Source organism: Pseudomonas sp. AC070 (assembly GCF_979258635.1).
Genome location: NZ_OZ409871.1, coordinates 528797 through 554227 on the forward strand (window position 1 = coordinate 528797; position 25431 = coordinate 554227).

Consider the following 25431-nt stretch of genomic DNA (forward strand, 5'->3'; position numbering starts at 1 on the left):
ACATGAACCTGGAAACCCCGAAAAAATTCTCTGGCCTGGTGCACCAGGCGCACCAAGTGGCGGCTAACTATTTCCGCCCCATTTCGCGTAAATACGACAAGGCCGAACACGCCTACCCGAAAGAACTCGACCTGCTCGCCGCGCTGCTGGACGGTATGAACGCCGGCTCGCCAGACGCCATTGGCGCCACCTCGGCGAGCAAACGCGGCGCGTCTAAATCGGTGGAAGAGGGCGTGAAAAACGGTGGCAACCTGTCGGCGCTGTTGGGCGTGATGGAGTTGTGCTGGGGCGACGTCGGCTTGCTGTTGGCCATGCCGCGCCAGGGCCTGGGCAACGCAGCTATCGCCGCGGTGGCAAACGACGAACAGTTGCAACGCTTCAACGGCACCTGGGCGGCGATGGCGATCACCGAGCCGAGCTGCGGCTCCGACTCCGCCGCCATCCGCACAACAGCGCGCAAAGACGGCGACCATTACGTGCTCAACGGCGAAAAAATCTACGTCACCTCCGGCGAGCGGGCTGACTCGGTGGTGGTGTGGGCCACCCTGGACAAAGCCCTGGGCCGCGCGGCGATCAAGTCATTCGTGGTCGAGCACGGCACGCCCGGCATGAGCGTGACGCGGCTGGAAAAAAAGCTCGGCATCAAAGCGTCGGACACCGCCTCTATCAGCTTCAACGACTGCCGGGTGCCGGCCGCCAACCTGCTCGGCAATCCGGAAGTGGACGTGCAGAAAGGCTTTGCCGGGGTCATGGAAACCTTCGACAACACGCGACCGCTGGTGGCTGGCATGGCTGTCGGCGTGGCGAAAGCGTCGCTGGACCGCACCCGCGAATTGCTCAAAGACACCTTTCGCTTCGACTACGCCAAGCCCTTGCTTGCCGTCAGCCATGCCGAGGCGACGCTGTACCGCCTGGAAGCCGAATGGGAAGCCGCGCGGCTGCTCACCCTGAAGGCCGCGTGGATGGCCGACAACAAGCTGCCCAACTCCAAAGAAGCGTCCATCGCCAAAGCCAAGGCCGGTCGCGTGGCGAACGAAGTGACGCTCAAGTGCGTGGAGCTGGCGGGCGCGTTGGGCTACGGCGAGGACGAGCTGCTAGAGAAATGGGCGCGGGATTCGAAGATTCTCGACATCTTCGAAGGCACCCAGCAGATACAACTGCTGATCGTGGCGCGGCGGCTGCTGGGCAAAAGCTCCAGCGAGTTGAAGTAGCAACGCGGACTGCTCTTGTAGGAGCCAGCTTGCTGGCGAACCCTGGAAACGGTGATCCATCCCGAGATCCATTCGCCAGCAAGCTGGCTCCTACCTGCGCATCCAATGAGCGGGCAATCTACCCGCCATTCGCCACTTTAATCTGGGGCTTTTTTGCGCCCAATCCTTGCTGGGCAACCCAGTCTTTCCAGCGAATGCGTTCGTCGCGCACCAGCCAGCCGTCTTGTGGGGCAAAGCTTTCGGCGAGAAAGATGCCCCGTGTACTGGCCGGCACCAGCGTGCCTTGCTTGAGGGTGAGCAGCTCCGCGCTCGGTTTGCCCTGGTTCAAGGGAATCAGATACAGGTCAGGTTTAGTACGGTCGAGGCGGGCGACGAGTTTGCCGTCTTCAAGGCGCTCGTCGACGTGAAACAGGCTGAGCAGACGCGCTTCTTTCGGCAGTTCCAGGCGCAGGTCGTAAACCAGCTGCAACGACGAAGTCGGCACGTGCACATAGGCGCGCGGGCGTTCGATCAGGGTCAGGTTGCCGCAGCGAATCGGCCGCGCCGCGCCGGACAGCGGGCTGAGGCTGAAGCTCGTCGACTCGCGGTAACGCAGGGTGCTGTGATATGGCGTGGGCAGCCAGGTATCGCCAAAGCGCCCACCCAACCAGCCTTCCGGTGTTTCCAGCAAGCACTCTTCGGCGACTTCCTGAATGGCGGTCAGCAGCGGCAGGTTGAGTTCGTGGGCCGGTACGTAGCCGGAAATGAGCTTGAGCACCACATCGCCACGATCCAAACGACGCTGGCGAACCAGCACCCAGTAATCGCGGCCTTGCCAGTTCAGCGTCAGGCGCACAGACACGCCCAGGTTGGCCAGATCGGCCTGGAACTGTTCGGTATCGGTAATGGGCAGCGGCTGGCGGCGATCCAGCATCTGCGAAAAATTCAGGGGTGGGCCAATGCCCTGGTAGCTCAGGCCCGTGGCACTGGCTTCGACATGCAGCGCCAGGGTTTTGAAATCAGTGGGGGCCTTGCGGACGAGGACCTTCGGCATATCGGCTCCTTCCTGGGGACAGCTACTGCGCATGCTCGCTGATGATTGTTACGGTCAGCGAATGGCGGTCGTTATTGTTTTAACCCCGCCCGAGAGAGTGGATAACGGACGCGGCTGTAGAGACGTTGTGTGACAGGTGCAGCGGATTGATGGTTCCGACTATCGCGCTGGCGACAGCCGGGTGCGCAAAGGCCAATTCGAAGCTGGCACGCACCGGATCGATGCCCGGTTCCAGACACACATGCCCGCTGGCCAGGGCCTTCTTCAGCAGAATGCCTTTGCCGTGTTGCCAAGCGTAGTCGAGCACCGGGCGTTCGCCCTGCTCATTGAGGTTGTAGGTGACCATGGCGCAGTCGCCGTGCTCCAGCGCCAACAAACCGCCTTCGACGGTTTTGCCGGAAAAGCCGTAAGCGCCGATTTTGCCTTCGACCTTCAGCGCCGCCAGGGTCTGGTAGACCTCGTGTTGCTGCAGCACGTTGAGATCGTTGCCGTCGGAATGCACCAGTACCAAGTCGATGCGGTCGGTTTCCAGGCGCGTGAGGCTGCGCTCGACGGAGAGCCGGGTGTGATCGGCAGAGAAGTCGTGGTGCGACAGACCATCGGTAAATTCTTCGCCGACCTTGCTGACAATCACCCACTCATCACGCTGGCCGCGCAGCAGCGGCCCTAGGCGCTCTTCACTGCGGCCATAGGCGGGCGCGGTGTCGATCAGGTTGATGCCCAGCTCGCGAGCCAGGCTCAGCAGCAGGCGCGCTTCGTGGTCGTCGGGAATCTGAAAACCATTCGGGTATTTCACCCCTTGGTCGCGGCCCAGCTTGACGGTGCCCAGCCCCAGCGGCGACACCCGCAGGCCGGTGCTGCCCAGGGGGCGATGCAAGTCGTGCAGGGTTTTCTGGCTCATGGCAGCAGCGTCTCCCAGGCCGTGGGCGCCACGGGTGGGCGTGGCAATTCGGGCAGGGCGGGGTGATTGCCCGGCTGCACGTTGTCGCGCTTCAGAGCGGCTAACACGCGATCCGCGAAATCCGGGGCCAGCGCCAGTTTGGTGGGCCAGCCAATCAGCAGGTGTTTGCTCTCGGTGAGGAAGGCGTTGTCGGGGCGAACCAGGCCGCTTTGCGCGGGCTCGGCGCGGTCGACGCGCAAGGTGGCCCAATGCGCCTGACTGAAATCGACCCACGGCAGCAGGTTGCTCAGCTCTTTCTGCGCGGCGGCGATTTGCGCCTGGCCGTCGCGAGCGACGCCGTCGGCTTCGGCGAGGTCGCCGCCCAGGTACCACAGCCATTGGCCATCAGCGGTCGGGTGGCTGGTCACGGTGACGCGGGGCTTGGGGCCGCCGCCCAGGCAGTGGGCGTACAGCGGTTTGAGTGTCGGCCCCTTGACCATCACCATGTGCAGCGGCCGGCGCTGCATCAACGGTTGGCTCTGGCCGAGCGCCGTGAGCAGCACGGCATTGCCGGCTCCAGCGCTGAGCACCACGCGTTGGGCACGTATTTCACGCCCGTCGACCGTAAGGCCCGCTAGCTCGCCGTTTTCGAGCAGCGGTTCGATGTGTTCGCCGCCGAGCAAGCTGTCGCCCGCCAGTTCCGCCAGGCGCTGGATCAGGCTAGGCACATCCAGCACCAGCTCATTGAGACGGTACACCTTGCCTTTGAATTTAGGGTCTTGCAGGGCGGGCGGCAGGTCGGCGCCTTTGACCTGATCGACCCGCGAGCGCACGGCCTTGCTGGCGAAAAAACTGGTCAGGTTGCCGGCCAGGGTGCCGGGAGACCACAGGTAGTGCGCGTTGGAAAGCACGCGCGCGCCGCGCAAGTCCAGCTCGCCGCTGCCCTCCAGCGCCTCGCGCCAGCGGCGTGGCATATCGGCGATGGCTTCGGAGGCGCCGGTTAGCGCGCCGTGTAGTGCGTATTTGGCGCCGCCATGAATGATGCCCTGCGACTTCACGCTCTGCCCGCCGCCCAGGCTGGCGCTTTCAACCAATAGGGTGGCGAAACCTTGTTGGCGCAGGCGGGCATTGAGCCACAGGCCGGCAATGCCGCCGCCAACGATGAGGATGTCAGTACTAAGGGCTTGGGACATGGGAGCCGCCTTCAGAAAAACAGGGCGGCAGTATAACGCTGGGTGTTGGAGGCGGGGACTTGCGTTGGGGCTGACCCTCTCCCCCCGCCCTCTCCCGCGAGCGGGCGAGGGGGCCAAATCGCGGGCCGCTTGTCTCCCCTCGCCCGCCTGGGGGAGAGGGGCCGGGGGAGAGGGCCAGCCGTTTACATCAATGGCCAGTCGTGCTGGAAAACAACTGAATAACCACAACCCCCGCCACAATCATTGCCATGCCGAGCATGGCCGGCAGGTCAAGCTTCTGGCTGTAAATAATGGCCGCCGCGATGCTCACCAGCACGATGCCCAACCCGGCCCACACTGCGTACGCCACGCCGACCGGAATGCTGCGCACCACCAGCGTCAGCATCCAGAAGGAAATGGCGTAGCCAACGATGACCAGCACCAATGGCAGCGGCTTGTTAAAACCGTCGATGGCTTTCATTGAGGTGGTGGCGATCACTTCCGAGGCAATGGCGATGCCGAGGTACAGGTAACCGGACATGGCGGCGCTCCTTTTATAGGTGACTGTTTCGATGGCGGGATTCTAAGCGCTGTGGCGATGGGATAAAGTCATTAGCTATCTGATTTGGAGATGGGTTGCCGCCATGCAGTGGAACTTCGAGCAGTTGCGGTTGTTTGTCAGCGTGGCCGAAAGTCAGTCGTTCTCGGCGGTTGCGCGGCGTTTGGGGCGTGCGCAGTCGGCGGTGAGCAGCGCTATTGCCCTGTTGGAGGCTGACCTGGGCATGTTGCTGTTCGACCGCAGCAGCGGCCGTCAACCGCGCCTCACCGAGGCCGGACAGGTGTTGTTGGAAGATGCGCGGGAGATTTTGCGCCAGTGCGAGCGCTTGGAAGGTCGCGCCCTAGGGTTAGTCAGAGGGGAAGAAGCGTGCCTGCGTCTGGCACAAGATGAGGCCATGCCCTACCAACCTGTGCTCGATAGTCTCGAAGCGCTGGCCCGGCAATTCCCTCGCCTGGAAGTGCAGTTATCCAGCGGCGCCCAGGGCGACGTGGCGGGCAAACTGCTGGACCGACGGGCTGACCTTGGCTTGCTGTTCCACCACGAAAACATGCCGCGCGCCTTGGAGCGTCAGCGCCTGGGCACGATCGAGATGGTCACCGTGTGCGGCGCCGGGCACGCCTTGGCCAAGGCGCACTACGTCGACCGACACGCCCTGGCGCAACACCGGCAGCTGCTCATGGCGCCGCAGGAACGGCACTACCCGGGCGGCGAGCAAATCAGCCCGGCGGTGTGGCGCACCGACAGCTTCTATTCCATGGCTGAGCTGGTGATGCGCAACTTGGGCTGGGCCTGGCTGCCGCGCCATGTCGCGCAATACCCGACCTATCTCAATCAACTGGTGGAACTGCGCAGCGACTGGACGCCGCCGCCGCTGGTGGTCGAGCTGGTCTGTCGCCGCGACGAAGCCTTGGGGCCGGCCGCCGTGTGGCTTGCCGAGTGCTTTGCCGAGCACCTGCAGGCAATCGGCTAAGCGAGGCGCTTCATCTTGATGATGAACTCAGTAAACTGCGCGGCATGAATAGAACCCTCTATACCGTGCTGTTTCACCTGGCCCTGCCGCTGATTGCGCTGCGCCTGCTTCTTCGCGCTCGCAAGGCGCCGGCCTATGGCCAACGCATCAATGAGCGCTTCGCTATCGGTTTGCCGCCGTTGCAAACCGGCGGCATCTGGGTGCATGCCGTGTCGGTGGGCGAGAGCATCGCCGCCGCGCCGATGGTGCGCGCTCTGCGCCAGCGTTATCCGCAGCTGCCGATCACCGTCACCTGCATGACGCCCACGGGCTCCGAGCGCATTCACGCGCTGTTTGCTGGCGACCCGCTGATTCAACATTGCTATCTGCCCTACGACTTGCCATGGGCGGCGGCGCGTTTTCTCGACCGCGCGCAGCCGAGGTTGGCGATCATCATGGAAACCGAGCTGTGGCCCAACCACATTCACCAGTGCGCGCGGCGGGGCATTCCGGTGGCGCTGGCCAACGGGCGCCTGTCTGAACGGTCGGCGCGCGGCTATGGGCGTTTCGCCAAGCTGACTGCGCCGATGCTGGCCGAAATGAGCTTGCTGGCCGTGCAAACCGACGCCGAAGCCGAGCGCTTTCGCAGCTTGGGCGCGCGGCCTGAATGCGTAACGGTGACCGGCTCGATCAAGTTCGACCTCAGCATTGACCCCGAACTGCTGCAACGCGCCCACGCGCAGCGCATTGAATGGCAGGCCGAAGGCCGTCCGGTGTGGATCGCCGCCAGCACCCATGCCGGCGAAGACGAAATTGTGCTGGCCGCCCACCAACGCTTGCTTGCCAGGCACCGCGATGCGCTGTTGATTCTGGTGCCGCGCCATCCTGAGCGCTTCAACAGCGTGTTCGAGTTATGTGGCAAAGCCGGTCTGAACACCGTGCGCCGCTCCACCGCCGCGCCGGTCAACGACACCACGCAAGTGCTGCTCGGCGACACCATGGGCGAGCTGCTGTTTCTCTATGCCCTGGCTGATGCCGCGTTGGTCGGCGGCAGCCTGGTCGCCAATGGCGGGCATAACCTGCTGGAACCGGCCGCGCTGGGCAAACCGGTATTGAGCGGACCGCATCTGTTCAACTTCCTCGACATCGCCGCGCAATTGCGCGATGCCCACGCCTTGCGCGAAGTGAACGACGCCGAGGCGCTGGCGGAAGCGGTCGGCGAACTGTGGCAACAACCGCAGCAGGCTGCGCAAATGGGCGCGGCGGGGCTGGCAGTGATGCAGCGCAACAAGGGCGCGCTTGAGCGGTTGCTTGTCGGCTTGGGTTCGTTGTTGAAGTAAGACGGTGGCCAGGTAATCGCATCGCGGCTAAAGCCGCTCCTACGGGCTGTGCACTCTGTGGGAGCGGCTTCAGCCGCGATGCTTTTTGACTGCTCCAGCCGCCCATAAAAAAACCGCCATCTGGGGCGGTTTTTTTTCTTCCTAGAAGCGGAACACTTCGGTCTGCTGCCTAACCGGCGCCGCCTTCGGAATTTGCGGGGGTTCCGGCGTTTTGGCCGGTGTGGGCACCGCCGCTGGCTTACGCGTTTCTTCGGCGATGGGCTGCTCCGACATCGGCTTGATGGCCGTCGCCAATTGCTCGGCCAAGCGCCGCAGCACCACGCTTTGCGCCCGCACCTGATCGGCCGAGCCGCCCAGGTGGGGTTCTTCGATATGAATCAGGCGGCTGTCACGCAGTTGGCCGCGACGGTCCAGCAAGCGCCACTGCGCGTCCAGCACCGCCGGCTGCAGCGGGCCTGAATCCATGCGGCTAATGGTTAATTCCACTTGCACGTCGGGCACAAAACCGGCACCGCCCGGCGCCATCACCAGGCGTTGGGTTTCCAGGCGCGAGGCCAGTTGGCGCAGCAATACTTGATCGATATCCGCGCCCAACGCTCCGGCCCAGCGGGCTTCAGTGGCGGGCGTCAGGCTGCCGTCTGGTTGGCGTTGCAGCAGGGTGGGTTGTTGCAGGTAGTCGGCGATGGACACCGGCCCCAGCAGCACCGCGACGCCTTTGTTGGCGACGGGCATTTTCGGGTTGCCACTGTCGAGTTGGTACAACGTCACTGGTTGCTGAGCGACGCAGCCGACCATGCTCAACAGGCTGGTCAGTAACAGCAGCGAGGAAATTCGCAACGAAATCATCTAGTTCATCCAGGCAGCGGCGCGGGGCCGCTTGCAGTCAAAACACTGGGCCAAGGCCGGCTATCATCCGACAAAGCTGCCTGTGACTCCAGCCTTGCGAAGGTTACGGCGTGCTTCGCGATGGCGATTTAGAGCGGTGCAGGGAGGCAAAACGCGCCGATCTGGTAGCGAACGGCGCGCTTCAAGCGGCAATGCGCGCCCTTCGTGTCGTTACGCCTCGACGAGCAATCCATCGACACGCTGGAAGCCACGGGGCAGTTTGTTGCCGCGGCGGCCGCGTTCGCCTTTGTAATGCTCCAGATCATCGGCTTTCAGCGACAGCGTGCGCTTGCCGGCTTGCAGCACCAGCGTGGCGCCTGCAGGCAACACGGCCAGTCCGGTGACGAACTCTTCGCGATTGGCGACGCGATCACCCGGTACGCCGATGATTTTGTTGCCCTTGCCTTTGCCCAGTTGCGGCAGGTCGGCGACTTTGAACAGCAGCAGGCGGCCTTCGGTGGTCACCGCCGCCAGCCAATCTTCCTCACGGTTCGCCACCGGCTGCGGCAGCAACACTTTAGCGCCGTTGGGCAGGCTGAGCAGGGCCTTACCGGCCTTGTTCTTGGCTTGCAGGTCCTCACCTTTCACCACGAAGCCGTAGCCGGCGTCGGAGGCGATGACGAACAGCGCGTCGTCCTCCGGCAGCAACACGCATTCGAACGTGGCGCCTGGCGGTGGCGTCAGGCGGCCGGTCAGCGGTTCGCCTTGTCCGCGTGCCGACGGCAATGAGTGCGCCGCCAGCGAGTAGCTGCGCCCCGTCGAGTCGATAAATACCGCGTACTGGTTCGAGCGCCCCGGTGCCGAGGCTTTGAATTCGTCGCCGGCTTTGTAGGAGAGCGAGGTGGCGTCGATGTCGTGACCTTTGGCACAGCGCACCCAGCCTTTTTCCGACACCACCACGGTGACCGGTTCGGTGGGCATCAGCTCGGTTTCCGACAGCGCTTTGGCTTCGGCGCGCGCCACGATGGGCGAGCGGCGGTTGTCGCCGTAGGTTTCGGCGTCGGCGATCAGCTCGGTGCGCACCAGTTTGCGCAGCTTGGTTTCGCTGCCCAGCAGGGCCTGCAGCTTGGCTTGTTCTTTGGCGAGTTCTTCCTGTTCGCCACGGATTTTCATCTCTTCCAACCGTGCCAATTGGCGCAGGCGGGTGTCGAGGATGTAATCGGCCTGGGTGTCGGTCAGCGCAAAGCGCTCCATCAGCACCGACTTGGGGTGGTCCTCGGTGCGGATGATATGAATGACTTCATCCAGGTTGAGGAAGGCGATCAGCAAGCCGTCCAACAGGTGCAGGCGGCGCTCGACTTTATCCAGACGGAATTGCAGGCGACGGCGCACGGTGCCGATGCGGAACACCAGCCATTCGCTGAGCAGGTCGCGCAGGTTTTTAACCTGCGGCTTGCCGTCCAGGCCAATGATGTTGATGTTCACCCGGTAGCTGGATTCCAGCTCGGTGGTGGCAAACAGGTGCTGCATCAGCTCGTCGGCATCGACGCGGTTGGAACGCGGAATGATGACGATGCGGCACGGGTGTTCGTGGTCCGACTCATCGCGCAGGTCAGCGACCATCGGCAGCTTTTTCGCCTGCATCTGGCCGGCGATCTGTTCCAGCACTTTGGCGCCCGACACTTGGTGCGGCAGCGCGGTAACAACGATGTCGCCATCTTCCACGCGGTACACCGCGCGCATACGCACCGAGCCTTTGCCGGTTTCGTAGATTTTCAGCAGGTCGGCGCGCGGGGTAATAACTTCGGCTTCGGTCGGGTAATCCGGGCCGAGGACGTGTTCGCAGAGCTCTTCAACCGTCGCCTTCGGCTCATCGAGCAGGCGTACGCAGGCGCTCGCTACTTCACGCAGGTTGTGCGGCGGCACGTCGGTGGCCATGCCCACGGCAATGCCGGTGGTACCGTTGAGCAGCAGGTTGGGCAGGCGTGCCGGCAATACGGCCGGTTCGTCCAGCGTGCCGTCGAAGTTAGGCACCCAGTCGGCAGTACCCTGACCCAGTTCGGTCAGCAATACTTCGGAATAGCGCGACAGGCGGGCTTCGGTATAGCGCATGGCCGCAAACGATTTCGGGTCATCCGGCGCGCCCCAGTTGCCCTGGCCGTCGACCAGCGTGTAGCGATAGCTGAACGGCTGGGCCATCAGCACCATGGCTTCGTAGCACGCGGAGTCGCCGTGGGGGTGGAACTTACCCAGCACGTCACCGACGGTACGCGCCGATTTCTTGTGCTTGGAATCGGCGTCCAGGCCCAGCTCGCTCATGGCGTAGATGATGCGCCGCTGTACCGGCTTCAGGCCGTCGCCAATGTGCGGCAGGGCGCGGTCCATGATTACGTACATGGAATAGTTGAGGTAGGCCTGCTCGGTGAAGTCGGCCAGGGAGCGCCGCTCCACGCCGTCCAGGCTCAGGTCTAGAGAGTCGCTCATGCGTGCCTCATTGTGTGGTGGTCTGGCGCAGCACCAAGGTGCCGTCGCGCTGGGTGAATTCCAGTTGTTTGAGTGCGCTCATGCCCAGCAGCACTTCGTCGCCCTGCATGCCGGGCGCCACCAGGGCGCGCACGTTGTGCAGCACGATCTCGCCCAATTGCAGGCTGTCGATTCGGGTGCGGTAACCGGTGCTCATGCCGTTGGCAGTGCTCACGGTTACCGGCGCGCCGCGTTCCAGCTTGAGACTGTCGGCCATCTCGCCGGGAATGGCCACGTCGGTGGCGCCGGTGTCGAGCATAAACAGTACGGTGTTGCCATTAATGGCGCCGGTAGAAACAAAGTGGCCTTGGCCATTTCCGGCCAGGCGCACTTCGATAAAGCCCTGGCCGTGGGACGAGCTCGGCACCTGGTTCGGGTTGTGCTTTTTCTCTTCCCACTGCCCGAAAAAGTGCGTGGCCAACGCCAGGCCGGCGCCCCAGAACAGCACCCACATCACGCGACCGGCGCGGCGGCCGACGGTTTGTTCGGTCACGGCTTGGCGCTCCAGCCATCAGCCGGCGCGGCAAACCGCCAGACGATAGGGCGGTCTTCACCGTCGCCACGGGCTTTGTTGCCGTTGTCGACGCCGATCCAGGCACCTTTTTCGTCGATGGTCAGCGCTTCAGCCATGCCCCACGGCTCGTCGTACTTGCGCGCATCGGTCAGCGCTTCGCTGGCGAACGACCAGCAGCGCTCGGCTTCGCCGGTATCCACGGCGCGGCGGCAGATGCGGTGGGTCAGGCGCTCTAAGGTGTACAGATGGTTTTTGTACAGGGCCAAGTCGCCGAAGTCTTTGGGCATGGGCTTGGTGCCCATTTGCGGCGGCGGCAACTCGTCGCCGCCCTCGCTCATCAGCACACAGCCGCCGGCACATTTCCAACTGCCTTCGGATTTGTGCAGCACCAGCAAACCCCGGCGCTCGCGCTCGGCCGCCAGCCACAGGCGCTCGGCCTTGGCGTCGATGGCCAGGCCTTCAAACAGGGCGTTGAAATGCAGCAGCATGCCGCGTGCCCGGGCCTGTCGAACCAGGCTCGGCGGCAGGTTGAGCCATTCGCCGGTGCCGGCCGGTGGCAGCATGAGCACCGCCGACGCGGCCTCACTGACCAGGTAGCGATTGCCCTTGGCGTCGCAACTGATGCCTTCGAAATCCAGCGCGCCGCCACGGGTCAGGCTGGCGAGCCAATTACGTACGCGTGTGCCCCAGGGCAGCGGGCTTTGCGGCGCGGGCGGCGCGTCGAACAGTTCCACCTCGGCCTGAAGCACGGCGCCTTTGCTGGTGAGACGGTAAACGCGATCATCGTCGCGGTCGGACACCGTCCATAACGCATCGCCGCACCAGGCCAGGCCAGATAAATTGCCGGTTGGCATGCCGTCCACCGCCTGTTCGCTGAGCAGTTTCAGCTCTTCGAAAGGCGGCGTAGGGGCCGGCGCTTGCTCGGGTTCGGCGGCATCCATGGCCACCACTGGTTGCGGCTTGGCGGCCGCAGGTGGAGGCGAGGTTTGCGCGAAAACGGGAGCAGCTATCAGCAGCAGGGCCGCGAACAGCTGGCGCATCAGGTCAGAACCTCGGCCAGGTCGCCCTTGGATTCCAGCCAGGTTTTGCGGTCGCCCGCGCGTTTTTTCGCCAACAACATGTCCATCAATTCCTGGGTCAGCTCGAAGTCTTCCAGGGTCAACTGCACCAGGCGGCGCGTATTGGGGTCCATGGTGGTTTCGCGCAGTTGCGGCGGGTTCATTTCACCCAGACCTTTAAAGCGCGTGACCTGCGGCTTGCCGCGTTTTTTCTCGGCCACCAGGCGGTCGAGAATGCCATCGCGCTCGGCTTCGTCCAGGGCGTAGTAAATTTCCTTGCCCAGGTCGATGCGGTACAGCGGCGGCATGGCCACATACACGTGGCCGGCATCGACCAGCGCGCGGAAGTGCCGCACGAACAAGGCGCAGAGCAAGGTGGCGATGTGCAGACCGTCCGAGTCGGCGTCGGCGAGGATGCAAATTTTGCCGTAGCGCAGCTGCGAAAGGTCCGCCGCGCCGGGGTCGACGCCAATGGCGACGGCAATGTTGTGCACTTCCTGGCTGGCCAGCACTTCGCCGCCGTCCACTTCCCAGGTGTTCAGAATTTTGCCGCGCAGCGGAAGAATGGCTTGGAATTCTTTGTCTCGCGCTTGCTTGGCCGAACCGCCAGCGGAATCACCTTCCACCAGAAACAGCTCGGAGCGCATCGGGTCCTGACCGGCGCAGTCAGCCAGCTTGCCAGGCAGCGCCGGGCCCTGGGTGATGCGTTTGCGTTCGACTTTCTTACCGGCTTTCAGGCGCCGGCCGGCGTTGCTGATGGCCAGTTCCGCCAATTGCAGACCGAGTTCCGGGTGCTGGTTCAGCCACAGGCTAAAGGCATCTTTGACCACGCCGGAAACAAAAGCTGAAGCCTCACGCGAGGACAAACGCTCTTTGGTCTGCCCGGAGAACTGTGGCTCCTGCATCTTCATCGACAGCACAAAAGCGATGCGCTCCCACACGTCTTCCGGCGCCAGCTTCACGCCACGCGGCAGCAGGCTGCGGAATTCGCAGAACTCGCGCATGGCATCGAGCAGGCCTTGGCGCAGGCCGTTCACATGGGTGCCGCCTTGCGCGGTAGGGATCAGGTTGACGTAGCTTTCCTGCACGCTTTCGCCGCCTTCGGGCAGCCACAGCAACGCCCAATCCACCGCTTCTTTATTACCGGCCAGGCTGCCGCAGAACGGCTCATTGGGCAGACGCTCAACCTCGGCGACCGAATCGGCCAGGTACGAGCGCAGACCGTCTTCGTAGAACCATTCAATTTTTTCGCCGCTGGCTTTGTCTTCAAAGCTCACCGACAGGCCCGGGCACAGCACGGCCTTGGCCTTGAGCACGTGCTTGAGGCGGCTGACGGAGAATTTGTGCGAGTCGAAGTATTTGCCGTCGGGCCAGAAGTGCACGCTGGTGCCGGTATTGCGCTTGCCAACAGTGCCGATCACTTCCAGATCGGTGGCTTTGAAGCCGTCGGCGAAGGTCATGCGGTATTCGTTGCCGTCGCGTTTTACCCGCACTTCTACGCTGGTGGACAAAGCGTTAACGACCGAAATACCCACACCGTGCAGACCACCGGAGAACTGGTAGTTCTTGTTCGAGAATTTGCCGCCGGCATGCAGCTTGGTCAGGATCAGCTCAACGCCCGGCACGCCTTCTTCGGGGTGGATGTCCACCGGCATGCCACGGCCGTCGTCGCACACTTCCAGCGAATTGTCTTCGTGCAGGATGACCTGCACCGATTTGGCGTGGCCGGCCAGGGCTTCGTCGACGCTGTTGTCGATGACTTCCTGAGCCAGGTGGTTGGGGCGGCTGGTGTCGGTGTACATGCCCGGGCGCTTGCGCACCGGATCGAGGCCGGAAAGGACTTCGATGGCGTCTGCGTTGTAAGAGCTGGAACCTTGCTGGGCCATGGGGTCTCGTTCGTCAGTCGTTAAATGTCGGAAAAGTCGAAATCGCGCCAGGTGCTCGAGGCAAACCCGGCAAACGCCAGCAAGGCCGGCAGGCGCTGGGCAAAACCCTGGAAGCCATGATCGCCACCTGCCTGAATGCGCAGTGCGCAGCCCCGGTAGAAGGTCTGGGCGTGCCGATAATCAAGGGTTTCGTCAGCGGTCTGCAACCACACCTGATAGCGAGCGGGGTCGGCGGGCGCCGGCACTTCCAGTTCGCTGAGGGCGGTGACGTGGTCGAGGGTCAGTTCCCAGGTTTCGCCGGTGTAGTGGTTGGTCTGGATGCCCAGATGGCCAGCGAACAGGCGGTGAGGGTTGACCGCCGGATTGATCACCAGCGCCTTCAGGCCGTGGCGCTCGGCCAAGTGGGTCGCATAGTAGCCGCCAAGGGAGCTGCCGACCAGCGTCGGTCTGCCCAGCTCCATGATCGCTTCCTCCAGCTGCGCCATGGCCTGGCGCGGGTGGTGGTGCAGCGCGGGCATGCGCACCTGATCAGCCCAGCCGAGGCGCTGCATGACGCCGCTCAGCTGGCTGGCCTTGTGCGATGCCGGGGAGCTGTTGAGGCCGTGTATATAAAGAAGGGTGGGGGTGTCGGTCAGCACGCGGGCGACTCCATAAAACCGTAGCGGCGCACTTTAGCAAAGATGGTGTGGGCGTTGGTTGGGTCGTTGTGCGTTGGGCTGTCACGCCTTGCGGCGGTCAGTAACCCTTGATGGTGTAATCGACCACGAAATGAATGCCGGTGACGCGGGAAACGCCGGTCTCCAGGCGGCCATCGTCGTGCAGGCGCAGCCAGCGGTAGCCCGGCGCTGTGTCGTCGACCTGAAACTCTTCGCTACCCGGCGCGAATTGCACGCAGGTCGACGGCGAGGCCAGCAGGCGCACGTCGTTGCGCATCTGGTCGAATTCCTGGTGGATGTGCCCCCACAGCACCGCCTTCACTTGTGGAAAACGGTCGAGCACGGCGAACAGTTCATCCGGGTTGCGCAGCCCAATGGGCTCCATCCAGCGGCAGCCGATGGACACCGGGTGATGATGGAAGCACACCAAATGATGACGGTCCGGGGCTTCGCTCAGGGCATTGACCAGCAGGTTCAGTTGCGCTTCTTCGAGGTAGCCAGGAACGGCGCCAGGAATGGAAGAATCGAGCACCGTGACTCGCCAGTTACCCACATCCAGCACCGGCGCCATCAGCTCGGTGCCCACGCAGGCTTGCTGCATGGCCGGCAATTCGTCGTGGTTGCCGGGGAACCAACGCGCGGCGCCAGGCAGCTCGGCGGTCATTTCACGGAAGCGGTTGTAGGATTCCAGCGAGCCATCTTGAGAAAGGTCGCCGGTGGCGAGCATCAAATCGATGTGCGGCTGCTCCAGCTGCACGCGTTCGATGACTTTTTCCAGGCTGTGACGGGTGTCCATGCCCAGCAGTTTGCCGTCCGCTTCTGCAAATAAATGGCTGTCGGACAGCTGCACCAGCAGCACCGAGGAATCAGCAGAGAGAATGGACGAGCTCGGCAAGGCCGTCTCCTTGAGCGGTTTGGTGAGAATTATGATTGTTTAGCACGCTACCGGTAAAGGCAGGATGTGGACATGGGTCACAGTTAAGTGGCGTGGTAGAGCGAAAAGTTCTCTTTCGAGAACGCCACTGCGTGGCGCCGCATGGGCTAAACGCAGGGACGTCTACCGCACAGGTTCCAGTTCGTGACCGCACGCCAGGCAATGACTGAGCCATTCGCCGAGGAATAGGTTCAACTGCGTTTTCTCATCCGGCTGGTGCATCGCCGCATTGGGGTACGCGTAAATGCTGCGAAAGCGCCGCGCATTCTCGGCGCTCACTACTTCCGCCATGCGCGCATCGTGGTACACGCGCACTTCCAGCCGGGGAATCGGCAACCACGGCAAGCTGTGTTCTTGCCTTACCTGCAACGTGGTGGTGTAGGGGCAGGCCTCCAACACATCCAGCGCCAGCACACCGAGCAAGCGTTCGCCCTGGCTCAACGCCACGCGCCGCGAGCCGCGCTCGTCGCGCATGGCCGGCAGCAGCCGCATCAGCCGCGCGTAGTTGGCCTCGCAGGCGGCTTGCAGTTCGATCAGGTCGACGCGGTAGCGGTCGCGCAGCAGGGTTACGCCCACATTCCCCTCACTTCAGCACGGTTAAGTGCCAGCCACTGAATGGCAATGATGCTTGCCGCGTTATAAATTCGCCCATCGCGAACCGCCGCCAGGGCGTCTTCGAAGGGCACTACGTGTACGCGAATGTCTTCGCCTTCTTCTTCCAAACCATGCACGCCGCCGGCATTGCTGCTGTCGCAGCGACCGATGTAGAGGTGCACTTTTTCATCCGAACCGCCTGGCGAAGGGAAGTACGAGGGCAGGGGCCACAAGGCACCCAACTCCAGATTGGCTTCTTCCACCGCTTCACGGCGGGCCACTTCTTCGGGCTGCTCATCTTTGTCGATCAACCCGGCCACCAGTTCCAGCAGCCACGGGTTAACGCCTTTGGTCATGGCGCCGACGCGAAATTGTTCAATCAGCACCACGTTGTCGGCCTTGGGGTCGTACGGCAACACGCAGACGGCGTCGTGGCGCACGAACAGCTCGCGGCTGATTTTTGGGCCCATCTCGCCGGAGAACTGGCGATGGCGCAGGTGCAGACGGTCGACCTTGTAGAAACCCTTGAAGCAGTTTTCCCGCTCAATGATTTGTACGTCATCCGGGCCTGGCGTGAAGGTCTTGGTCATCGGTTACCTATTCGCTACTGAAACGTCGATTGCTGTCATCCTAGCTTGCCTCGGCGAGCACCGCAGCCCCTTTCAAGAATGCCGACGGGCTGAGAGGATAGCCGCCCGCGCAAAAGCCACAAACGCCGAACTCATGTCGGCAACGGCAGTCGAAGCCCGACACTTGCTGTTTTTCACCCGCGTAAATTTGCCTCTGCCAAGGAATGCTATGTCCCTGTTGAAAGCCTGTTCACCGCTCGCTCTGGCCCTGCTGCTCGGCGGCTGCGCCAGCCTGTTTCAGCCCGGCTTGACCGACAAGCTGGACGTTAAACGCACGGCCTGGGAACACACTCAGCCGGGTTGCCAAGGCAGCGATTGCCCGTTGGTCAATATCGACACCGTGAGCTTTGCCGACGAGCCGCAACTGACCGCCTTGATCGACCAACGTCTGCGCCAGATGACCATCAACACCCCCGACGCCACCTTGCCGGCCACCCTGCAGAGCTACGAAAAAAGCTTTCTGCAATCGGCCGAACCGGGTTGGTCGAGCTACCTGCAAGCCAAAGTACGCGAGCAGCATGACGGCCTGGTGATCATCGAATTGTCGAGCTACCTGTTCACCGGCGGCGCCCACGGTATGCCGGGTCGGCAGTTGATCAACTATGACCGCAAGCTGCACAAAGTGCTGACCCTGCAAGACATTCTGATTCCGGGCCAGGAAGCGGCCTTCTGGCAGGCTGCCGAGTTGGCGCACAAGGGTTGGCTGATGGCCAACAAGCTCGATCAGGATCCGGAATTCATCAAAACCTGGCCGTTCCTGCGTACTGACAACATCGGCCTGACCTTTGGTGCCGTCAGCTTGATGTACGACGTGTACAGCATTGCGCCATACGCCTCGGGCCATCCGGAACTGAAGATTCCGTACCCGCGTTTGAATGGCATTGTTAAGCCGCAGTATTTTCCGGGTCGCGGGTAACCCGAAAAGCATCGCGGCTAATCGGAATGCCGCCCAACCGCTCCCACAGAAATCGCAAACCTGTAGGAGCGGCTTCAGCCGCGAGCTTTTTAGGCCCGCGCGGCCAGCGTTCTGGCGCTCACGCTGCCCAATCCAAACTGCAATACCCCGGCCACGATGAGCGCCGGCAGCGTCGCGCCCAGTTCTGGGTAGAAATTAGCCAGCAAATGGTAAGTCGCCACGCCACCCGCCCACGCTGCCAGCGCGGACCAGCGCAAGGCGTGCGGCATGACCGCGCTGGCGCGGCGGCGCAGGATGAAGTGGTCGACCAGCACCACGCCAAACAGCGGCGCGAATACCGAGCCGATCAGCAGCAGGAAGTTCTGGTATTGCGCCAGCGGGGCCACGCAGGCGATCACGGTGCACATCACGCCGATGGCCAGCGCCAGATGCTCCACTTTCACACGCACAAAAGTGCCGCTGGAAACGGCCGCCGAGTGAACGTCGGCGAAAGCGTTTTCCGATTCATCGAGCAGAATCAGCAGCAACGGAATACCCAGGCCTGCCCCTGCCAATGCCAGCAGCAGCGCGTTCGCTTCACCGCTCGGCGCGAACGCCAGGGTGTACGCCACGCCCAGGCCCATCAGCCACACGTTGCCAATAAAGAAGCCCACGGCGGTGCCGCCGAATACGCTGCCGGCGCGTTTGCCGAAGCGCGAGTAGTCGGCAATCAGCGGCAGCCACGACAGCGGCATGGCGATGGCGATGTCAAAACCCAGGGCAAATGGCAAGGAGCCGTCACCGCGCTGCGCCCACAACGTGGCGAGATCGGCTTTGGCGAACAGGTTCCAGGTCAGCCAAACGCAGGCGCCGAGCAACAGCCAGATGCCCCACTTGCGCAGCACTTGCCGCACGAATGTGAGCGGCCCAGTAACGGCTAGCAAGGTGACGAGCGCACCGAACAACAGGGTCCAGAGCAGCGGCTGCGTCCACAGACTCTCTTCGCCGAATGCGCGGGTGGCCAGCAGGCTGGCGGCGTCGCGCATCACGATGATTTCGAAAGAACCCCAGCCAATCAGCTGCAGCAAATTCAACAGCGCCGGCAGGCTGGCGCCCTGGTTGCCGAGGCTGAGTTTGATCGCCGCCATGGAGGCCAGGCCGGTGTCGCTGCCAATCACGCCAACGGCCGCCAGCAGCAACACGCCGACGGCGGTGCCCAGGGCGATTGCCAACAAGCCGAAGGCCAGGCCCAGGCCGGGGGCGAGGAGGGCGCCGGTTTGCAGCACCATCAGGCCGATGCCGAGGGAAAACCACAGGGAAAATAGATCACGCGCGCCGAACACGCGCTGGCTGGCCGGGACGGCGAGATCGGGGGAATAGGTGCTGGGTGTGTTCACGGCTTTTTGTTCTCGCAAGACGCGTTGGTGGTGAGTGTGGGGTTTGGCTGGCGGGCCCGTTCCCCTCACCCTAGCCCTCTCCCCGCTGGGGCGAGGGGACTGATCTTCGGGGTGTCGCCAATGTTCGCTGCAGCTTCGATCGGCCCCCTCTCCCCTCGCGGGAGAGGGTTGGGGTGAGGGGGGACGTTGCTGCTGTCTTTACACCTTCTTGTAAAGCTGACTACCTTCCTGCTTAAACCGCTCAGCCTGCTCCTGCATGCCTTGCTGCACGTCGATATCCACCGCCTCGATGCGTTGATTGGCGGCGTATTCGCGCACTTCCTGGGTGATTTTCATCGAGCAGAATTTCGGCCCGCACATGGAGCAGAAGTGCGCGACCTTGGCCGAGTCCTTGGGCAGGGTTTCGTCGTGGTAGGCGCGTGCGGTGTCGGGGTCCAGGCCCAGGTTAAATTGGTCTTCCCAGCGGAATTCGAAGCGCGCTTTGGACAGCGCGTTGTCGCGGATCTGCGCGCCCGGATGGCCCTTGGCAAGGTCGGCGGCGTGGGCGGCGATTTTGTAGGTGATGATGCCGGTCTTCACGTCATCTTTGTTCGGCAAGCCCAGGTGCTCTTTGGGCGTGACGTAGCAGAGCATGGCGCAGCCGAACCAGCCGATCATGGCGGCGCCGATGCCCGAGGTGATGTGGTCGTAGCCCGGCGCAATGTCGGTGGTCAGTGGGCCGAGGGTGTAGAACGGCGCCTCGTCGCAGCATTCCAGCTGCTTGTCCATGTTCTCTTTGATCAACTGCATCGGCACGTGGCCGGGGCCTTCGATCATGCATTGCACGTCGTGCTTCCAGGCGATTTTGGTCAGCTCGCCGAGGGTTTCCAGTTCACCGAATTGCGCAGCGTCGTTGGCGTCGGCAATCGAGCCTGGGCGCAAGCCGTCGCCGAGGGAGAACGACACGTCGTAAGCCTTCATGATTTCGCAGATGTCATCGAAGTGCGTGTACAGGAAGTTCTCTTTATGGTGCGCCAGGCACCACTTGGCCATGATCGAGCCGCCGCGCGAAACGATGCCGGTCACGCGTTTGGCGGTCAGCGGCACGTAGCGCAAGAGCACGCCAGCGTGAATGGTGAAGTAGTCCACGCCTTGTTCGGCCTGCTCGATCAGGGTGTCGCGGAACAATTCCCAGGTCAGGTCTTCGGCCGCGCCGCCCACTTTTTCCAGCGCCTGGTAGATCGGTACGGTGCCGATCGGTACCGGCGAGTTGCGGATGATCCATTCGCGGGTTTCGTGAATGTGCTTGCCGGTGGACAAGTCCATCACTGTGTCCGAACCCCAGCGAATGCCCCAGGTCAGCTTGGCCACTTCTTCTTCAATAGAAGAACCCAAGGCGCTGTTGCCGATGTTGCCGTTGATCTTCACCAGGAAGTTGCGGCCGATAATCATCGGCTCCAATTCGACGTGGTTGATGTTGGCGGGAATGATGGCGCGGCCGCGGGCGATTTCTTCGCGCACGAACTCGGCGGTGATTTCTTTGGGAATGCTGGCGCCGAAGCTATGGCCGGGGTGTTGTTGGTCGAGCAGGCCGGCGGCGCGGTGTTCCTGGAGCTTCATGTTCTCGCGAATGGCGACGAACTCCATCTCCGGGGTGATGATGCCCTGGCGTGCGTAGTGCATCTGGCTGACGTTGGCGCCCGCTTTGGCGCGGCGCGGGTTGCGCACGTGGGCAAAGCGCATGGCCGTGAGTTCAGGGTTGCTCAGGCGTTCCTGGCCAAAATGGGAGCTGAGGCCCGACAGGCGATCGGTGTCGCCACGGGCTTCGATCCACGGCGAACGGATGTCGGCCAGGCCGTTGCGCACGTCGATGTGTACGGCGGGGTCGGTGTAGGGGCCGGAGGTGTCGTACACCAGCACGGGGGCGTTAATCTCTCCACCGAAGTCCGTCGGGGTGACGTCAAGGCTGATTTCGCGCATGGGCACCAGAATGTCCGGGCGTGAGCCCTGCACGTAAATCTTCTGCGAGCGGGTGAAAGGTTGTACCGATTGCTGATCGACCTGGGCGCTTTCGCTCAAGTTTTTTAGTTGTTGTTTTGTGCTCATCAAGGCTCTCCAACGTCATCCTGAACGGGATTGTCGGAGTGGACCTGAAGGGGGCAGAGGTGCACCAGGGCTGGTGCCAGAGGACTCGCAAACGGACGGCAGGCGAGCAATCTTGTTCCCTACGCAGGCGTTAACCTGATCAGGTTCAACGGGATCCGGATTAACCGATCTCAGCCTTTCACTCAAGGCACCCCGACAAGAACTCGGCCACTCTAAACAAGGGGCGGAAGAAAACCAACCCCGAAGTCAAAAAAGTCTGACTGATACGTCGGATCGTGACGACGCCAGCGTCGCCTAAAGATGATTGTTGCGGGCAAGCAACATAGCTTGTCGCAAACTACACTCACGGCGCGTTCAGGGCGCTTGACCCCCTGCATCGCGCCCCTTAGCCTTGCCCATCACCGCCCCGCTGCCGCTGGTTCAGGGGCCACACCAATTAGGATGATTAGCATGCTGCGCAGACTTTCCCTGGCACTTGCCGTGGCTTCAGCATCAAGCGGCGCTGCCTGGGCAGCGGAAGCACCCCTGTCAGCCAAGACAGACCTGGTGAGCGTTTATCAGGAAGCGGTCAACAACAACGCCGACCTGGCCGCCGCCCGCGCCGACTATGAAGCCCGTAAAGAAGTGGTGCCCCAGGCCCGCGCCGGGCTGCTGCCGAACATCTCGGGCGGCGCCAACATGAGCAACAGCCGCACCAAGGTCGAGACTTCTGCCGGTGACCCGAGCCTGAGCCGCAGCGGCACCGTGTACCAGGCCACCCTGAGCCAACCGATTTTCCGCGCCGACCGCTGGTTCCAACTGCAAGCGGCCGAAGCCATTAACGAGCAAGCCTCGCTCGAACTGTCCGCCACCGAACAGAATCTGATTCTGCAAACCGCCGAAGCCTACTTCGCTGTGCTGCGCGCGCAAGACAACCTGGCCTCGACCAAGGCCGAAGAAGCGGCGTTCCAGCGCCAGCTCGACCAGGCGAATGAACGCTTCGATGTCGGTCTCTCGGATAAAACCGACGTGCTCGAAGCCCAGGCCAGTTTCGACACCGCCCGCGCCAACCGGATTCTGGCGCAGCGCTCGGTAGACGACTCGTTCCAATCGTTGATTACCCTGACCAACCACGACTACAACTCGGTTGAAGGCATCAAGCACACGTTGCCGGTGCTGGCCCCCGCGCCGAACGACGCCAAAGCCTGGGTCGACACCGCCGCCCAGCAGAACCTCAACCTGCAAGCCAGCAACTTCGCCGTTGATGCAGCCGAAGAAACCCTGCGTCAACGCAAAGCCGGCCACGCGCCGACCGTTGATGCCGTGGCGCAATACCAGCGCGGCGACAACGACAGCTTGGGCTACGTGAACAGCGGCACCTTTGGCGCGCCGCGTTACAACGGCGACGTTGAGCAACGCAGCATTGGCCTGCAACTGAATATCCCGATCTACAGCGGCGGCCTCACCAGTTCGCAAGCGCGTGAGGCTTACCAGCGCCTGAACCAGGCCGAGCAGCAGCGCGAAAGCCTGCGTCGCCAGGTGGTGGAAAACACCCGCAACCTGCACCGCGCGGTGAACACCGACGTGGAAACCGTGCAGGCGCGCAAGCAGTCGATCATCTCCAACCAGAGCGCGCTGGAAGCGACCGAAATCGGCTACCAAGTCGGTACGCGCAACATCGTCGACGTGCTCGACGCCCAGCGTCAGCTCTACAGTTCTGTGCGCAACTACAACAACGCGCGCTACGACTACATTCTCGACAACCTGCGCCTGAAGCAGGCCGCTGGTACGTTGAGCCCGGCGGATCTGGAAACCCTGGCGCGCTTCCTCAAGCCCGACTACAACCCGGACAAGGATTTCTTGCCGCCAGATCTGGCCAAGTCGGCTGAGCAGAATCTGCGCGCCAAACCTGACTACTGATTGATGCCCAATAAAAAGCCCCGCCAAGTGCGGGGCTTTTTTTGGCTCATCCGACCGGCTTCCGGGGCGTCGGCCATGCTGCGTTGCATCCTCGCTTTTGGTGCTCACGTACTTGAGTACGCTGCGCTCAAAAGCTCCGGGGCGCCTTGCCTGACCTTAGCCCCGAAACCCTCCACCGAGTAACGGCCGCCATTTATAAGAGCTCGGCCTGTCCGTCTCCTACCGTCTGATTGCCTTGCGGGCGACGATTCCGGTCAGGGCCACAACCGCACACGGCAACCACACCCACCGCGCCTCCGAGGCGAGTACCGCAAGCCCACGTTCGCTAAAGAAGCCGTTGATAAACGGCGACACGGCAATCGGTCGCCAGGGCGTGAAGAAGCGTTGTTCGCTCCATGGCCACAACCACGCCACGCCCAGGCCGCCGTTGGTGAAGGCATCGAGCACGCTGTGGGAGGCGGCGGCCAGCGCCAGGAACACGCCTGTTTTGATCCGGCCGCTGTTGAGCAGCGGCGCGAATATCACGCCCAGCACGCCCATCAGCGCCGCAAACAGCAGCGAATGACTCGCGCCGCGATGGCCAAAGCTGTCGGCGTAGGCGATACCGAATTTGAACGCCAGCACGTCGGCATCCGGCAGGCAGGCGGCGAGCATGCCGGCCAGCAGCAAGCGCGTGGGGATAACCCGGCTGCCCAGCGCCAGGCCAATGGCCAGAACGGGCAGCGGGTGGGTGATAAGGGTGGTCAAGGACGGGCGGGTTGTTCGTGCATGCGCGCCAGTTGGCGTTCAAGCAGCGAGGGGTACGGTTCCAGCAGGCGTTCGACGCAGCACGCGCCTTCCGGGCTGGCGATCGGACGAATGCGTACGCGTTGGCGCAACAGCACGTCGTCGCCAATGCTGCGCTCGACCAGCAGCAGGTTACGGCTGTGTTGCGACAGCGCCAGGGCATCTTGCGCGGTGTCGCTGAGCAGCAGGTCGCCCTGGCTGAGGTCGCCGAGGTCTTCGCCGGCGGTGAGGCCGAGCTGCAATTGCAGGGTGATGCCGCTGTCGGCCACTTCAATTTGCAGGGCATGGCCCAGGGCGCGCATCAGCTCGCCGCAGCAAATGGCGTGGGTGAGGTAGTCGTCGCCGCTGTCGTCGCTGTTGAACAGCATCAGACTGCTGCCGTCTTTGAGGGTGTGCAGCACGCCGTTGTACAGCGAGGCGGCCTGGTCGAGGCAGTCGCGGTAGCGTTGAAGCAAATCCATCAAGCGCGCACGTGGCAGGCGGCGCAGTTGCTCTTGGGCACCCAACTGAATGGCCAAAACAGCGCTCAATTCCGGTTGGTTTTGCTCGGGCGCGTAGTCGTCTTCTTCTACGTCGAGCACCGGTTCTTGCAGATCGGCGAACGGGTCGTCTTCGTCCAGCGGTGCCTGAATCGGTTTGACCCGCAACGGCGACTGCACGCGGCGCGGTGGCTCGCGCAGGTCGTCATCGTTGCTGTCGTAGCTGTCATCGCGCAGGTCGCGTACTTCGAATTCGAGCTCCTCGTCGGCGTCTTCGTCCAGGTAAGGATCTTCGTCGGCGGCGAAGGACTGCTCGTCGTCTTCGTAGTCGTCTTCGCTGTATTCGGGCTCGGGCGGGGCCACCGGTTTTGGTTTTTCCGGCACCAGGCGCGATTGCAGTTGGCGGGCCAGATCGCCGATTTCATCGTTGCGACCGGCAGCGGGCGCCGGATCATCCGGATCGCGCAACCACAGGCGCAGTTGCATCAGCGGCGTGGAAATATGGCGGCCCAAGCGCAGGCTGAGGCTCAAAGTCAGGGCCAGCAGAATCAGACTGAGCAAGCCCATGCTTTGCAGGCTGATGGTCATGGGCTGCTGGAATTGCTGCATGTCCAGGCTGATGCGCAGGTGGCCGGCGATCACTTCCTGAAAGGTAATGGGCGTGGAATACAGGCCTTCGGTTTCACCCAGCATGCTCTGCGTGGGCCGCGAGCCGGCTTCGGCGAGGATGCGGTTGTCGACGCTATAAATAGCGGCGTGGGCCACCAGCGGGTTTTTCACCAGGTTATTGAGCAGCACGTTGAGGCTGAGAATGTCGTTGGACACCAGCAGCTCGGTGGCCGAGGCGGCCGTTTGAATGGTCAGGCTCTGGCCCAGCGCATCGGCTTGCTGCTGCATCGCCTGCTTGAACTGCATGCCCATCACCAAGGCATAGATGACCAGCGCCGCGGCCACCAGCAACAGGCTGTGACTGGCAATGCGCAAGGCCAACGGCACGCGGCGCTGGCGCAGCGCGTGGAAGATCAGCAGGAAAAAGTTGTCGGGTTTTACAGGCGCGGGCCGGTTCACAGAGCGCGGCTCTTTTCGAAATGGAATTGGCGCGCAGTATAACGAGGGCATGGGGGAGG

At 62.8% G+C, this 25431-nt stretch carries 22 protein-coding genes and 1 riboswitch; of the genes, 5 read left to right on the forward strand and 17 right to left on the reverse strand.

Annotated features, from left to right (window positions below; genetic code table 11):
* Positions 1-2 precede the first annotated feature (2 nt).
* On the forward strand, positions 3-1211 hold the full coding sequence (locus tag ACZZ0Q_RS02260) for an acyl-CoA dehydrogenase family protein (RefSeq protein ID WP_463560243.1): 1209 nt from the start codon (positions 3-5) through the stop codon (positions 1209-1211).
* Positions 1212-1329: 118 nt separating this feature from the next.
* Here ACZZ0Q_RS02260 and ACZZ0Q_RS02265 read toward each other — a convergent pair whose 3' ends face one another.
* The 4 genes from ACZZ0Q_RS02265 to ACZZ0Q_RS02280 all read right to left on the reverse strand — a co-directional run bounded on the left by ACZZ0Q_RS02265 (position 1330) and on the right by ACZZ0Q_RS02280 (position 4837).
* Positions 1330-2244: a metal ABC transporter ATPase gene (locus ACZZ0Q_RS02265; RefSeq protein WP_463560244.1), complete on the reverse strand. Its 915-nt coding sequence runs from the start codon at positions 2242-2244 to the stop codon at positions 1330-1332.
* Positions 2245-2323: 79 nt separating this feature from the next.
* A complete protein-coding gene (locus ACZZ0Q_RS02270) occupies positions 2324-3145 on the reverse strand; it encodes an aldo/keto reductase (RefSeq protein ID WP_463540226.1) in 822 nt (273 codons plus the stop codon).
* Positions 3142-4317, reverse strand: coding sequence for an NAD(P)/FAD-dependent oxidoreductase (locus ACZZ0Q_RS02275; protein ID WP_463540225.1), 1176 nt, complete (start codon positions 4315-4317; stop codon positions 3142-3144). The genes ACZZ0Q_RS02270 and ACZZ0Q_RS02275 overlap by 4 nt, the downstream gene beginning before the upstream one ends.
* Positions 4318-4504: 187 nt before the next feature.
* Positions 4505-4837 carry a DMT family transporter gene (locus tag ACZZ0Q_RS02280; protein WP_463540224.1) on the reverse strand — a complete coding sequence of 111 codons (333 nt, stop codon included), beginning with the start codon at positions 4835-4837 and terminating at the stop codon, positions 4505-4507.
* 103 nt (positions 4838-4940) lie between these two features.
* Between ACZZ0Q_RS02280 and ACZZ0Q_RS02285 the strand changes: the two genes are divergently transcribed.
* Together ACZZ0Q_RS02285 and waaA are read left to right on the forward strand one after the other, a co-directional pair.
* On the forward strand, positions 4941-5825 hold the full coding sequence (locus tag ACZZ0Q_RS02285; protein ID WP_463540223.1) for a LysR family transcriptional regulator: 885 nt from the start codon (positions 4941-4943) through the stop codon (positions 5823-5825).
* A 44-nt stretch (positions 5826-5869) separates the two neighbouring features.
* Positions 5870-7144 (forward strand): lipid IV(A) 3-deoxy-D-manno-octulosonic acid transferase, encoded by a 1275-nt coding sequence (waaA, locus tag ACZZ0Q_RS02290; protein ID WP_463560246.1) that lies wholly within the window; start codon positions 5870-5872, stop codon positions 7142-7144.
* Between the two features lie 141 nt (positions 7145-7285).
* On the opposite strand, the gene ACZZ0Q_RS02295 is transcribed toward waaA, so the two are convergent.
* The 9 genes from ACZZ0Q_RS02295 to ACZZ0Q_RS02335 form a co-directional block, all read right to left on the reverse strand.
* Entirely contained in the window at positions 7286-7990 is a 705-nt protein-coding gene (locus ACZZ0Q_RS02295; RefSeq protein WP_463550677.1) for a PqiC family protein, read from the reverse strand.
* A 210-nt stretch (positions 7991-8200) separates the two neighbouring features.
* On the reverse strand, positions 8201-10453 hold the full coding sequence (gene parC, locus ACZZ0Q_RS02300; protein WP_122493311.1) for a DNA topoisomerase IV subunit A: 2253 nt from the start codon (positions 10451-10453) through the stop codon (positions 8201-8203).
* Between the two features lie 7 nt (positions 10454-10460).
* Positions 10461-10946, reverse strand: coding sequence for a TIGR02281 family clan AA aspartic protease (locus tag ACZZ0Q_RS02305; RefSeq protein WP_206000649.1), 486 nt, complete (start codon positions 10944-10946; stop codon positions 10461-10463).
* Positions 10947-10981: 35 nt separating this feature from the next.
* A complete protein-coding gene (locus ACZZ0Q_RS02310; RefSeq protein ID WP_463542252.1) occupies positions 10982-11947 on the reverse strand; it encodes an esterase-like activity of phytase family protein in 966 nt (321 codons plus the stop codon).
* A 98-nt stretch (positions 11948-12045) separates the two neighbouring features.
* Positions 12046-13950 carry a DNA topoisomerase IV subunit B gene (gene parE / locus ACZZ0Q_RS02315; protein WP_463560247.1) on the reverse strand — a complete coding sequence of 635 codons (1905 nt, stop codon included), beginning with the start codon at positions 13948-13950 and terminating at the stop codon, positions 12046-12048.
* Positions 13951-13970: 20 nt separating this feature from the next.
* Complete coding sequence (locus tag ACZZ0Q_RS02320; protein ID WP_463540222.1) at positions 13971-14588, reverse strand: YqiA/YcfP family alpha/beta fold hydrolase; 618 nt, start codon at positions 14586-14588, stop codon at positions 13971-13973.
* A 97-nt stretch (positions 14589-14685) separates the two neighbouring features.
* Complete coding sequence (gene cpdA / locus ACZZ0Q_RS02325) at positions 14686-15501, reverse strand: 3',5'-cyclic-AMP phosphodiesterase (protein ID WP_463540221.1); 816 nt, start codon at positions 15499-15501, stop codon at positions 14686-14688.
* 162 nt (positions 15502-15663) lie between these two features.
* The gene (locus ACZZ0Q_RS02330) at positions 15664-16116 is read right to left on the reverse strand and encodes a DUF1249 domain-containing protein (RefSeq protein WP_122449547.1); all 453 of its coding nucleotides are present in this window, start codon (positions 16114-16116) and stop codon (positions 15664-15666) included.
* Positions 16107-16724, reverse strand: coding sequence for an NUDIX domain-containing protein (locus ACZZ0Q_RS02335; protein ID WP_463540220.1), 618 nt, complete (start codon positions 16722-16724; stop codon positions 16107-16109). Before ACZZ0Q_RS02335 ends, ACZZ0Q_RS02330 begins: the two co-directional genes overlap by 10 nt.
* Before the next feature lie 208 nt (positions 16725-16932).
* On the opposite strand from ACZZ0Q_RS02335, the gene ACZZ0Q_RS02340 reads away from it, so the two are divergent.
* Positions 16933-17679 carry an RsiV family protein gene (locus ACZZ0Q_RS02340; RefSeq protein ID WP_463560249.1) on the forward strand — a complete coding sequence of 249 codons (747 nt, stop codon included), beginning with the start codon at positions 16933-16935 and terminating at the stop codon, positions 17677-17679.
* Between the two features lie 89 nt (positions 17680-17768).
* Here ACZZ0Q_RS02340 and cytX read toward each other — a convergent pair whose 3' ends face one another.
* Entirely contained in the window at positions 17769-19055 is a 1287-nt protein-coding gene (cytX, locus tag ACZZ0Q_RS02345) for a putative hydroxymethylpyrimidine transporter CytX (RefSeq protein WP_463540219.1), read from the reverse strand.
* Positions 19056-19253: 198 nt separating this feature from the next.
* Complete coding sequence (thiC, locus tag ACZZ0Q_RS02350; RefSeq protein ID WP_463540218.1) at positions 19254-21140, reverse strand: phosphomethylpyrimidine synthase ThiC; 1887 nt, start codon at positions 21138-21140, stop codon at positions 19254-19256.
* A gap of 99 nt (positions 21141-21239) precedes the next feature.
* A riboswitch (TPP riboswitch) is annotated at positions 21240-21345 on the reverse strand.
* 245 nt (positions 21346-21590) lie between these two features.
* On the opposite strand from thiC, the gene ACZZ0Q_RS02355 reads away from it, so the two are divergent.
* On the forward strand, positions 21591-23039 hold the full coding sequence (locus ACZZ0Q_RS02355) for a TolC family outer membrane protein (protein WP_463540217.1): 1449 nt from the start codon (positions 21591-21593) through the stop codon (positions 23037-23039).
* Between the two features lie 219 nt (positions 23040-23258).
* On the opposite strand, the gene ACZZ0Q_RS02360 is transcribed toward ACZZ0Q_RS02355, so the two are convergent.
* Positions 23259-23786, reverse strand: a complete 528-nt coding sequence (locus tag ACZZ0Q_RS02360; RefSeq protein ID WP_463540216.1) for a metal-dependent hydrolase — start codon at positions 23784-23786, stop codon at positions 23259-23261.
* Entirely contained in the window at positions 23783-25372 is a 1590-nt protein-coding gene (locus ACZZ0Q_RS02365) for a histidine kinase (RefSeq protein ID WP_463540215.1), read from the reverse strand. The genes ACZZ0Q_RS02360 and ACZZ0Q_RS02365 overlap by 4 nt, the downstream gene beginning before the upstream one ends.
* Positions 25373-25431: the final 59 nt, after the last annotated feature.

What these genes read in the sequence shown, in the direction of transcription:
- ACZZ0Q_RS02260 (WP_463560243.1), top strand. Translation starts at nt 3, where the DNA reads ATGAACCTGGAAACCCCGAAAAAATTCTCTGGCCTGGTGCACCAGGCG.
- ACZZ0Q_RS02265 (WP_463560244.1), bottom strand. Translation starts at nt 2,244, where the DNA reads ATGCCGAAGGTCCTCGTCCGCAAGGCCCCCACTGATTTCAAAACCCTG.
- ACZZ0Q_RS02270 (WP_463540226.1), bottom strand. Translation starts at nt 3,145, where the DNA reads ATGAGCCAGAAAACCCTGCACGACTTGCATCGCCCCCTGGGCAGCACC.
- ACZZ0Q_RS02275 (WP_463540225.1), bottom strand. Translation starts at nt 4,317, where the DNA reads ATGTCCCAAGCCCTTAGTACTGACATCCTCATCGTTGGCGGCGGCATT.
- ACZZ0Q_RS02280 (WP_463540224.1), bottom strand. Translation starts at nt 4,837, where the DNA reads ATGTCCGGTTACCTGTACCTCGGCATCGCCATTGCCTCGGAAGTGATC.
- ACZZ0Q_RS02285 (WP_463540223.1), top strand. Translation starts at nt 4,941, where the DNA reads ATGCAGTGGAACTTCGAGCAGTTGCGGTTGTTTGTCAGCGTGGCCGAA.
- waaA (WP_463560246.1), top strand. Translation starts at nt 5,870, where the DNA reads ATGAATAGAACCCTCTATACCGTGCTGTTTCACCTGGCCCTGCCGCTG.
- ACZZ0Q_RS02295 (WP_463550677.1), bottom strand. Translation starts at nt 7,990, where the DNA reads ATGATTTCGTTGCGAATTTCCTCGCTGCTGTTACTGACCAGCCTGTTG.
- parC (WP_122493311.1), bottom strand. Translation starts at nt 10,453, where the DNA reads ATGAGCGACTCTCTAGACCTGAGCCTGGACGGCGTGGAGCGGCGCTCC.
- ACZZ0Q_RS02305 (WP_206000649.1), bottom strand. Translation starts at nt 10,946, where the DNA reads ATGTGGGTGCTGTTCTGGGGCGCCGGCCTGGCGTTGGCCACGCACTTT.
- ACZZ0Q_RS02310 (WP_463542252.1), bottom strand. Translation starts at nt 11,947, where the DNA reads ATGGATGCCGCCGAACCCGAGCAAGCGCCGGCCCCTACGCCGCCTTTC.
- parE (WP_463560247.1), bottom strand. Translation starts at nt 13,950, where the DNA reads ATGGCCCAGCAAGGTTCCAGCTCTTACAACGCAGACGCCATCGAAGTC.
- ACZZ0Q_RS02335 (WP_463540220.1), bottom strand. Translation starts at nt 16,724, where the DNA reads ATGACCAAGACCTTCACGCCAGGCCCGGATGACGTACAAATCATTGAG.
- ACZZ0Q_RS02340 (WP_463560249.1), top strand. Translation starts at nt 16,933, where the DNA reads ATGTCCCTGTTGAAAGCCTGTTCACCGCTCGCTCTGGCCCTGCTGCTC.
- thiC (WP_463540218.1), bottom strand. Translation starts at nt 21,140, where the DNA reads ATGAGCACAAAACAACAACTAAAAAACTTGAGCGAAAGCGCCCAGGTC.
- ACZZ0Q_RS02355 (WP_463540217.1), top strand. Translation starts at nt 21,591, where the DNA reads ATGCTGCGCAGACTTTCCCTGGCACTTGCCGTGGCTTCAGCATCAAGC.